General features: G+C 50.8%; 6 protein-coding genes and 2 pseudogenes. 6 read left to right on the plus strand and 2 right to left on the minus strand.

Annotated features, from left to right (window positions below; all coding sequences use genetic code 11):
* The first annotated feature begins 109 nt into the window (after positions 1 to 109).
* On the plus strand, positions 110 to 2,383 hold the full coding sequence (locus OKC42_RS03655; RefSeq protein WP_201941643.1) for a type I restriction enzyme HsdR N-terminal domain-containing protein: 2,274 nt from the start codon (positions 110 to 112) through the stop codon (positions 2,381 to 2,383).
* A gap of 201 nt (positions 2,384 to 2,584) precedes the next feature.
* Here the strand turns inward: OKC42_RS03655 and OKC42_RS03660 are convergent.
* Positions 2,585 to 3,826 (minus strand): annotated as a pseudogene (locus OKC42_RS03660) (replication endonuclease); the annotation flags it as partial.
* A gap of 289 nt (positions 3,827 to 4,115) precedes the next feature.
* Positions 4,116 to 5,615 carry an alanine/glycine:cation symporter family protein gene (locus OKC42_RS03665; RefSeq protein ID WP_201941641.1) on the minus strand — a complete coding sequence of 500 codons (1,500 nt, stop codon included), beginning with the start codon at positions 5,613 to 5,615 and terminating at the stop codon, positions 4,116 to 4,118.
* Between the two features lie 348 nt (positions 5,616 to 5,963).
* Here OKC42_RS03665 and OKC42_RS03670 point away from each other — a divergent pair, with 348 nt between their 5' ends.
* From OKC42_RS03670 to OKC42_RS03690, 5 genes and pseudogenes are all read left to right on the plus strand, one after another.
* Positions 5,964 to 6,401: a GNAT family N-acetyltransferase gene (locus tag OKC42_RS03670; RefSeq protein WP_199428609.1), complete on the plus strand. Its 438-nt coding sequence runs from the start codon at positions 5,964 to 5,966 to the stop codon at positions 6,399 to 6,401.
* 76 nt (positions 6,402 to 6,477) lie between these two features.
* Positions 6,478 to 7,239, plus strand: coding sequence for a zinc-dependent peptidase (locus OKC42_RS03675; RefSeq protein ID WP_234915215.1), 762 nt, complete (start codon positions 6,478 to 6,480; stop codon positions 7,237 to 7,239).
* Between the two features lie 123 nt (positions 7,240 to 7,362).
* A complete protein-coding gene (locus tag OKC42_RS03680; RefSeq protein ID WP_270819058.1) occupies positions 7,363 to 7,509 on the plus strand; it encodes a hypothetical protein in 147 nt (48 codons plus the stop codon).
* 8 nt (positions 7,510 to 7,517) lie between these two features.
* Positions 7,518 to 8,680, plus strand: a protein-coding gene (locus OKC42_RS03685) for an IS3 family transposase (protein ID WP_270819059.1) whose coding sequence is annotated in 2 segments (ribosomal slippage) — positions 7,518 to 7,773 and positions 7,773 to 8,680 — 1,164 coding nt in all. Because the reading frame shifts where the segments join, the coding sequence is not laid out codon by codon here.
* A gap of 8 nt (positions 8,681 to 8,688) precedes the next feature.
* Positions 8,689 to 9,291 (plus strand): annotated as a pseudogene (locus OKC42_RS03690) (IS481 family transposase); the annotation flags it as partial.
* Positions 9,292 to 9,367 lie beyond the last annotated feature (76 nt).

Here is a 9,367-nt window from a genome sequence, read left to right on the forward strand (position 1 = left end):
AGAACTAGTTCTCTATCTAAGCATAGGGTGTATATCAATATAGTAAGCCTTGTTCTAGCTTATATTATTGAGTTTCTCGCATTTTAATAAATAGAGAGTTTTAAATATTATGGAAGGCAATATAACTGAAGAGGAAGTAAGAACAAAAGTTGTTTATGAGTGGTTGCGATGTCGTGGCATTCAGGAAAGACAAATTCAAATAGAAAGAAAAGTTGTCTTCCAAGTCGGTCATGGCCAATCTGATAGTAAGCGATTTGGTAGGTATGATCTTTTAGTTCAGTCTAAAGCTGGAAAAAACCTAATTCTCTTTGAAGTGAAAGCTCCAGGAATAAAAATCACACATGATGCCATTGATCAGGCTGTGAGCTACGCTCGGATTCTTAAGGGGAATATGGCTCCTATTGTCGTTGTAACTAACGGAACTGAATGTGAGGTTTATAACTCATTAACCAAAGAGAATATTGGTTTTATTGACATATCAAATATAATGTCTGGTGGTTTTCATTATGCAGGCAATGAATATGAGATGATTAAGTCGGAGGCTATATCAATTCTAGCAAAAGATAGTCTGTTTATTAATTATATATGTATGGAGTTATCCAGGACTGAAATTGAACGTTTAAGTGGGGATATTAGTTCTGCTAAAAAACACTGTAATGAGTTATATGTTTCTTTAGGTGTTGAATACGATGGATGTTACGACGTTTTACTAGTTTCAGGACCTCCTCAATCAGGTAAAACAAATTTTCTCTGTCATGTATTCAATGAACTTATGTTGAAAGGACGCAATGCTCTTTTTATGCGTGCATCAACTGTAAGAAATGGAATTGTTCAACATTTGAAACATAGCCTTGTAAGCTATTTAAATATAGCATCTGATGCTAGTACCGTAGATGATGTAACGTGTAAAATTCTTGCCGGAAAAAACATTGTAATATTTATAGATGGTTTGAATGAAGTTAAAAGACTTGAAAGGGATGATATTATATCTGAGATTGAGAGAATTATTCGTCAAAAAGTATGTTTTGTATTAAGTTGTACGGATTCATTTGTTAGGACTATAAAAACAGACTGCAATAACAATCATGTCAATTTGTTTAATTTAAATAGAGAAGATTTGAGTTTCTCAGAGCTAAAAATACCTATGCTTGATGATAAAAAATACAGTGAAGTCATAGCTCATTATCAAGCGGCTTATAAGATAAGGTTAAACCCAAGGCAAAGACTTAGCTCAATTAATGCCATAGGTAAGTTCTATCATTTGATTAGTGTTGGTTACTCAGTTGATGAGTTGGATAGTGAATACAAAGTATTAGAAGTAATCCTTGAGGATAAATGTAGAATAATCTCAGAGATAGAAGAGTGCGACTGCAAAGATGCATTGTTATTTTTGGCCAAGAACATGGCAAGTAGTACATCAAGAGTAAAAGCATCTTTTTTTAGTAAGGCATTAACAGGGAGAGAATTTTCTGCTCTACCAGATGCGTTCAAAGTTCATGGGGTTTTAGAGGTAATAGATGGGTTTGTCGAATTTTATGATGAAACGTACAGAGATATTTTGTTGATTCAAGATTGTCACCATAATTATGATGCAGATAGTGTGATTAAAGTTATATCAGAGTATCCAAATAAAGATATCGGGGATACGTGTTTGTTTAAGTATTTGTGTTTTTATAATATTCCTGCCTCACATATATTTCACATGGATTTGACTGTTCAAATTAGAATGATTGATGCATTTATTTCTTATATAGACAGCTGTGAGCTAGCAAATTCCCATATCATAAATATGTTACTTGATTTAGTGGTGAATGGTATTAATAATGGTGAAATGCAAGCAGAAAAAGCAGAATCAGTTCTGACTTATATAGGTGAAGTTTGCACTAGGCAAGATGACATTCGAGTAAGTTATGTTAAAACTCAATATATACTAGGTTATTGCACTGATTCACTTGATTTTTCTAGTATGTACGACTTCAAGGAGCATCCTGAAGGATTTTATTGTGGAAATTACTCGTCGTTTAGTGTTTATAACTATCTTGGTGAGCTCATTAATGATTATTTTATTGAGGGGGATAGAGATGTTTTTAATAAAGAATATGAGTATGAAATAACAAGAGCTGTGAGTCTGTATGGCTCAGAATGTTTAAAAGCATTGGGGGTTTTCTACTTTAAATTGATGGGCCACATATTGAATTATGATTCATACATGTGTAGTTTTGGCTCTTATCTTAGCATTCTGGTGAATGATTTTAGAGAAACAGGAGCTGACGATGAACTTAAAACAATTCTTGATATATTGTTAGACTTAAAGTCTCTTTTATCTCAAAGTCACTTGTTTGATGATTTTATAAATGAAATAAAGAGTGAGATGAACATATAATCATGCACATGTACTCTCGGCATGTCTAACCTTTATCCGTTTATGGTAGGAGGTCCAATAGTGATTTAGTGTAACCATTCTTCAATATTTCTCGTTATGTTGCTGGACTATACTGGCCACTCACTTTTGTAGGCAACTGTCAGGTGAATACCATCTCCATACAGTAAGTAATATGGGTCAGGCATCTTAACGATATTTAGTTTACTTCCTCGATAGGCTTTTCCTGTTCGTGATGCGCTGGAACTCAGTTTTATCAAGTTTCTCCAACGCTGCCCACATCTCTCTCCGGCAGCATCTCGATCCAGCTGTGCGCCCCGGCATGGCCTTGTGCCCGGTAGACTTCACCGCAGAGCTCAACCAGCATCGGCCAGTCCGGATCGTCTTCTGGTACCGCGTACTCATCCGGCTGGTCCTGTTCTGCTGGCCGTATGTCCTCTGGCAGCCAATCCGGCTCGCTTGGGAGCGTTCGGCTCGACTGTACTTGGCCGTTCTCCCGCCAGAGGGTGAAACCGTCCACCGTTACGTTAGAACCAGCCCGCAATCGGTCGATAGAGAAGGGCGATAACCCCCATTGTTCCCTCATGATCTGGTCTGTGAAGGCATCAGGATCCGGTAGCGTACAGTTATTGTCAGAGCTCCAAGGTGCCGGGCTGTCGCCCGTCTTAACCCCAACCCCCCTCGCTGCAGCCTCGGCGGCTTTTCTGGCTTCATGGGTGCCGGCGGGCACAACTTCCCACCCTTGCAGGCGGGTTTTGATGCCCAGGCGAGCGGAGGTAATGCCCATCAGGCGTTTGATGTCTTCGCCATAACAGTTGGCCTGCTCCTCGATGAGGTGGGCCAGCTTGATGGGGTGTTCGGCACGGGTGGCCAGTGCACCGCCCATGGCGTGCAGGTAGCAGCGAAAGATGCCGTTATCCGCGGCAAATCGGGCCGCCTCAAAGCGCGGGTCTTGCAGTACGGGCTTGGGCGGGCCAACCAGTTCGGCATTCTTTTTGGCATTGCTGATGCGGCGCAGCTCGCGCCATACCCCGACCGGGGCGCCGCCGATCTGCTGAAAGGTGCGAATGCCCCACCAACTGGCCCAGGCCACGGCATGCAGGGCGCCCTCATCGGCGGCAGTGCCAGCCTCTTCGTCGTCCAGGTAGGCGCCGTCGATGTTCTTGGCAATGTATTTGGCGATATAGCCGCGGCATCCCCCTTGGCCGGGTCTATCTCTTTCCAGTCAAAGCGGGGAGTAAAGTCGGTAAAGAGTGGGGCGCCCTTGATATCCCGTACCAGCTCGTCGTGGTCATCGGTCAGGGTATAGCGTTGCAGGATGCCGAACACCCGGTTGCGATCTTCCGGGCGCATAAATAGCAGCAGATACCAGTGCAGCGTGCCGTCGTGGTGAGCCTCGCACACGCGAAATCCATAAACGGGGGCGTTCCATCGTTTGAGGGCGGCCACTTGATATTTCATCAGACGATGACCTATGCCCACTTTGCACCGGATTATCGTCAATGACGCTGTCCGCTTTAACCCGTTGGAAAACCATCTTCAACCAGCGTGATTTCCCCCGGGAATGGGCAGAAAAAAGTGTCCACATTTTGCCAATTTTGGTGTCTTTTCACGTCCCGAAGTGTCCCCTTATGTGGCATTTAACTCCTTGATTTAAATGCAACTCGTTGAAATTAAAGAAATAAAGATGGCAGCCGAGGCTGCCATTTTTATTGATGTCTTATGTCGTTCTGGTTCAGGAGGTCTTGCGATCCTGATCCGGCTCGAACTGATGGCCCGATCTCTCCAGCTCCAGGTTCTCTTCGGAGCGCTTGCCCACCCAGTAATCGGCGTTCTTGATGCCGAGCTTCTCCGGGTGGAATACGGGGTCAATCCCTTGTGCCTGCTGCGCTTCATAATCCTTCAGACAGGTGAAGGCGGTCTTTTGCAGCAGCAGGATGGCGATGATGTTGAGCCATGCCATCAGGCCGACCCCGATATCCCCCATACCCCACGCCAGATCCGCCGTCTTGACGGTGCCGTAGACAGTGGCTGCCATCAGCGCAATCTTCAGCAAGAAGGTGAGCCAGGGGCGATTAATCTTGCGGTTGATGTAGGCGATGTTGGTTTCGGCGATGTAGTAGTAGGCAACGATGGTGGTGAACGCGAAGAAGAACAACGCGATGGCCACGAAAATGCTGCCAAAGCCCGGCATCATGCTCTCCATGGCGGTCTGCACATAGCCCGGGCCTGCTGCGATACCGGCAATACCCGTGTAGATGGCTGCGCCGTCCGGCCCTTGTACGTTATAGAGGCCGGTGATCAGCAGCATAAAGCCGGTGGCGGAGCAGACGAACAGGGTGTCGATATAGACGGAGAACGCCTGCACCAGACCCTGCTTGGCCGGGTGGCTCACTGCCGCAGCAGAGGAGGCGTGCGGCCCGGTACCCTGGCCCGCTTCGTTGGAGTAGACCCCGCGTTTTACCCCCCACATGATGGCCAGACCCAAAATGGCACCGAAACCGGCATCCAGACCGAAGGCGCTCTTCCAGATCAGCAGGATCACGCTCGGCAGCTGGCCGATATTGAGGGCGATGATGACGCAAGCCACGATGATGTAGCCCAGCGCCATAAAGGGCACCACGGTACTGGCAAAGCTGGCGATACGCTTGACGCCGCCGAAGATAATAAAGCCGAGCAGCAGCGCCAGACCGGCGGCGGTGACGTTCGGATCGATATTAAAGGCGGTCTGCAGGCTGGAGCCGATGGAGTTGGCCTGCACGCCCGGCAGCAGCACGCCGCAGGCGAAGACGGTAGCGATGGCGAAGGTCCAGGCGTACCACTTCATGCCAAGCCCTTTCTCGATGTAGAAGGCCGGGCCGCCGCGGTATTCACCGTTGATCTTCTCTTTGTAAACCTGACCCAGGGTGGACTCCACGAAGGCGGAGCTGGCGCCGAGGAAGGCGACCATCCACATCCAGAACAGGGCGCCCGGGCCACCGAAGGTGATGGCGGTGGCCACACCGGCGATGTTACCGGTACCCACGCGACCGGCCAGGGTCATGGCCAGCGCCTGGAAGGAGGAGACACCGGCATCGGTGCTCTTGCCATCAAACATCAGGCGCACCATCTCTTTGATATGACGCAGTTGTAAAAAACGGGTGCGCAGGGAGAAGTAAAGACCGACCCCCAGACACAGGTAGATGAGCGCAGGGCTCCAGATTACACCATTGATGGCATTGACGATTTCATTCATGTACAACAACTCCTTTGCTGTGTTTGTGGCGCTGTCTTGGCGAGATCTTGGCCTCGCTCTCTGTCACTGTCTTCGGCCCTGTTTGTTAACAATCCAGTTAACAAATGAGCACGAGGTTGAGGGGTTAAGCAGAGCGCAAACACGCGCCATGCATGGCTTGTAACATATCGAGTTGTATCGGTGCTTCCCAGCGAAAAATGTTGCCTTGTTGCAAATTTGTGAATTGACAAGGGTGGGGGGATAATGGCAGGCAGCGTTTTCTATGAGTAAAGATGAGATCCTCCTTGTTGATCTGCGCCGGACAATGTGACGGGCGTAACACAATGGAAAGCAAACATGAGGCCAACAATGAAAAATGACCCTGAGACGTTGACGATCCGTCCCCCCGAGGCCGACGACGGGAGCGCCATCGCCCACCTGTTCACCCAATTGGGGTATCCTGCCGAAGGCGCTGACGTGACGGCGCGCCTGTTGGTGCCGGATCCCGCGAGCGTTGTGCTGCTGGCATCCCTGGCCGACAAGGTGGTCGGCGTGTTGGTGTGGCACAAGCTGGCACCGCTGCATGTTGCACCAGCTTGGGGCCTGATCTCGGCGCTGGTTGTCGATGAAGGGGCAAGAGGGGCGGGAGTGGGCGCAGCCCTGCTCAAGGGAGCCGAAGTGATGGCGCGGGCCGCAGGTTGCGCCCAGCTGGAGCTATCCAGCAGTCTCAAGCGCGAGGCGGCCCACCGTTTCTATCTGGCGCAGGATTATCTGGAGCGGCCGAAACGGTTCGTCAAACTGCTGTGACCTGTTGTTTGCATCAAAAGAAGGAGTAGGCGTGCTGGGATGGTTCAAATGGCTGGGTGGTCGCCCGCAAACGTCCATGAGTGAGGATGAGTTGGCATTGTGGCGTCAGGCGCTGGCGGCAGTGCCCATCTTGCAAGGGCTCAGCGACACCGAGCAGACGACGCTTATCGGCTTGGGGCAACAGCTACTCAAGCGCAAGACTCTGACCCTGATCGGGGTCGAGCTCAGCCCCCGCCAACAGGCGGTGCTGGCGCTGCAGGCTGCGTTGCCCATCTTGCACCTTGGCCTTGACTGGTATCGCGGCTTTCACGAAATCATCATCATTCCCGAGCCCGTCACCCGGCGTCAGGAGGTGCAGGATGAGTTCGGGCTGGTGAGCGAGTTTGAAGAGGAGAACGCCGGCGAATCCTGGCCGCAAGGGCCGCTGGTGCTGGCCTGGAGCGAACTGCAGCAAGATGGCGACTGGGACGGCTTTAATCTGGTGATCCACGAGCTGGCTCACAAGCTCGATATGCTGGGCGGTGAGGCGGACGGTGCGCCGCCGTTGCCGGGGCCGATGAGCAGCCAGCTGTGGCAGCAGGCCTTTCAGGCAGCCTTCGATGAGCTGTGCCAGCAGCTTGATCGGGACGAAGTGACCGATATCGATCCCTATGCTGCTGAACATCCCGCCGAGTTTTTTGCCGTCAGCTGCGAGTGTTTCTTTACCGATCCGCTTCGGCTGCAGCAGGTCTATCCCGCGGTATACCGGCAACTGAGCCAGTTCTTTAGCCAGGATCCCGCGCAGCGTTTTCCCGCGACCCGCTTGCTGGCGGGGGAGGGAGGTTACGGAATTCTGTGACATCAATGCACAACAAAAATGGTAAATCAGTGGAAATGCATAATTGTGGTCTGTATGGAGATGGTAGGGAGTGGTCATACGGCTTCAAACCGGTAACCCTACCGTGTTATCTGGAGTCACCGTATGACCACCAACGAGAAAGTAGCACGTCGCAAACTCAGCCTGCTAGAGCTCGCCAAAGAGCTCAATAACGTCAGTAAAGCCTGCAAGTGTAGTGGTCTAATCATCCCGGACACCATTTTAGGTGGTACAGTCGCCACCATGACCTGAGGTGTTCAATGACAAGATTACGTCGCTCATTTACTGCCGAATTCAAACTCGAAGCCGCATCCCTGGTACTCGACCAGGGATATTCTGTCCCTGAAGCCAGCCGTTCACTGGATGTCGGTGAAACCGTACTGCGCCGCTGGGTTCAGCAGCTCCAATCCGAACGCTGCGGCACAACCCCAATCAGCAAAGCGCTAACTCCTGAGCAGCAGAAAATCCAGGAGCTGGAAGCCCGTATCAATCGACTCGAACGTGAAAAGGACATTCTAAAAAAGGCTACTGCTCTCTTGATGGCGGACGACTTCACACGTACGCGCTGATAGACCGATTAAGGGAGCAAGCCCCCATCACCCTGGTCTGCTGCGCTTTCGATGTTCCAACATCCTGTTTTTACGACTATCTGGCTCGCAGGCGGGCGATTAACCGTGAACGTATGCAACAGCGCTGTGAGTTGCGCCGGTTGTTCAAAGAAAGCCGGAACTCAGCGGGCAGCCGTGCCTTGATGTCGATGATGCGGGAGTTGGGGTATCAGATTGGCCGATTCAAAGTACGTAACCTGATGAAGGAAGCCGGGCTGGCATCCAAACAGCCGGGCGCACACCGCTATAAGGTGGCACAGTCTGAACGACTGGACATTCCCAATCTGCTGGCCCGCGAATTTGATGTCCAGCAACCCAATCAGGTGTGGTGTGGCGATATCACCTACGTCTGGGCAGGTGGTCGTTGGTATTACCTGGCAGCGATTCTTGACCTGTACACCCGGCGGGTCGTGGGCTGGGGGATGTCTTATAAGCCTGATGCAGAGCTGGCCATCAAAGCACTGGAGATGGCCTATCAGCAGCGGGGTTGCCCATCCGGTGTGCTATTTCACTCTGACCAAGGCAGCCAATATGGTAGCCGGGCATTTCGGCAACGACTGTGGCGTTATCGCATGACCCAGAGCATGAGTCGGCGTGGAAACTGCTGGGATAACGCCCCGATGGAGCGATTGTTCAGAAGCCTGAAGTCAGAGTGGCTCCCGGCAAGGGGATACATGAGCCTGCGGGAAGCAAAGCGGGATATCAGTTATTACCTGATGGATCACTACAACTGGCGACGTCCACATCAATACAATGACGGGATACCGCCAGCAAAAGCCGAAGAACGGCCTAACCAAGTGTCCGGATTTTGTTGACCACTACAAAGCTCATTGGCTACAGCCGCCAGCAGTTCTACGAAATTCGCCGTAAGTACTAGACCTATGGCGCCGAGAGCTTGCTCGACAAATTGCCGGGCTGTAAAGGGGCTCATCCCAATCGGGTTGCGCCCGAGATTGAACAGGCCATCCTCGATTACTCCCTCACCAGACCAACTCAAGGCCCGCTGCGGGTCGCGTAAGAACTGGCTCTGCAAGGCATCAATGGCAGTGCGGGCGGTGTGCGTGGCGTGTGGCAACGGCACGACTTGCTCTCTAAACACGACCGCTTGCTGCGCCTTGAGAAAACTCACCGTGAGCAGACCATTGAGCTCAATGACGAACAAATTCGCCTGTTAGAGCGATTCAGTCCCGAGTTCCGAGAACGCCAGATTGAGGTTCACTACACCGGAGAACTGGTGGCGGTCGACACCTTCTTCGTCGGCGCGCTCAAGGGGGTCGGTAAGGTGTATCTGCAAACCGTGCTGGACTGCTATAGCCGCCACGCCTGGGGGCGGCTCTACACCAGCAAGCTGCCGGTGACCTCGGTTCATGTGCTCAATGAAACGGTGCTGCCGTTCTTTGAAGCCCATGAGGCTCGGGTCTATACCCGTCATTCCGCACCTAATTTTGGCTTTTTCAAAGCTTGACGGCGATCGGCCATTCTGATCTATTACTCTCTTTTGC

The sequence above is a fragment of the Aeromonas sp. Y311-2 genome, assembly GCF_027706025.1.
GTDB classification, from domain to species: Bacteria; Pseudomonadota; Gammaproteobacteria; order Enterobacterales; family Aeromonadaceae; genus Aeromonas; species Aeromonas veronii.

Excerpts from the sequence above, each read along its gene's own strand:
- OKC42_RS03655 (WP_201941643.1), top strand. The coding sequence starts at position 110 with ATGGAAGGCAATATAACTGAAGAGGAAGTAAGAACAAAAGTTGTTTAT.
- OKC42_RS03675 (WP_234915215.1), top strand. The coding sequence starts at position 6,478 with ATGAGTGAGGATGAGTTGGCATTGTGGCGTCAGGCGCTGGCGGCAGTG.
- OKC42_RS03665 (WP_201941641.1), bottom strand. The coding sequence starts at position 5,615 with ATGAATGAAATCGTCAATGCCATCAATGGTGTAATCTGGAGCCCTGCG.
- OKC42_RS03670 (WP_199428609.1), top strand. The coding sequence starts at position 5,964 with ATGAAAAATGACCCTGAGACGTTGACGATCCGTCCCCCCGAGGCCGAC.
- OKC42_RS03680 (WP_270819058.1), top strand. The coding sequence starts at position 7,363 with ATGACCACCAACGAGAAAGTAGCACGTCGCAAACTCAGCCTGCTAGAG.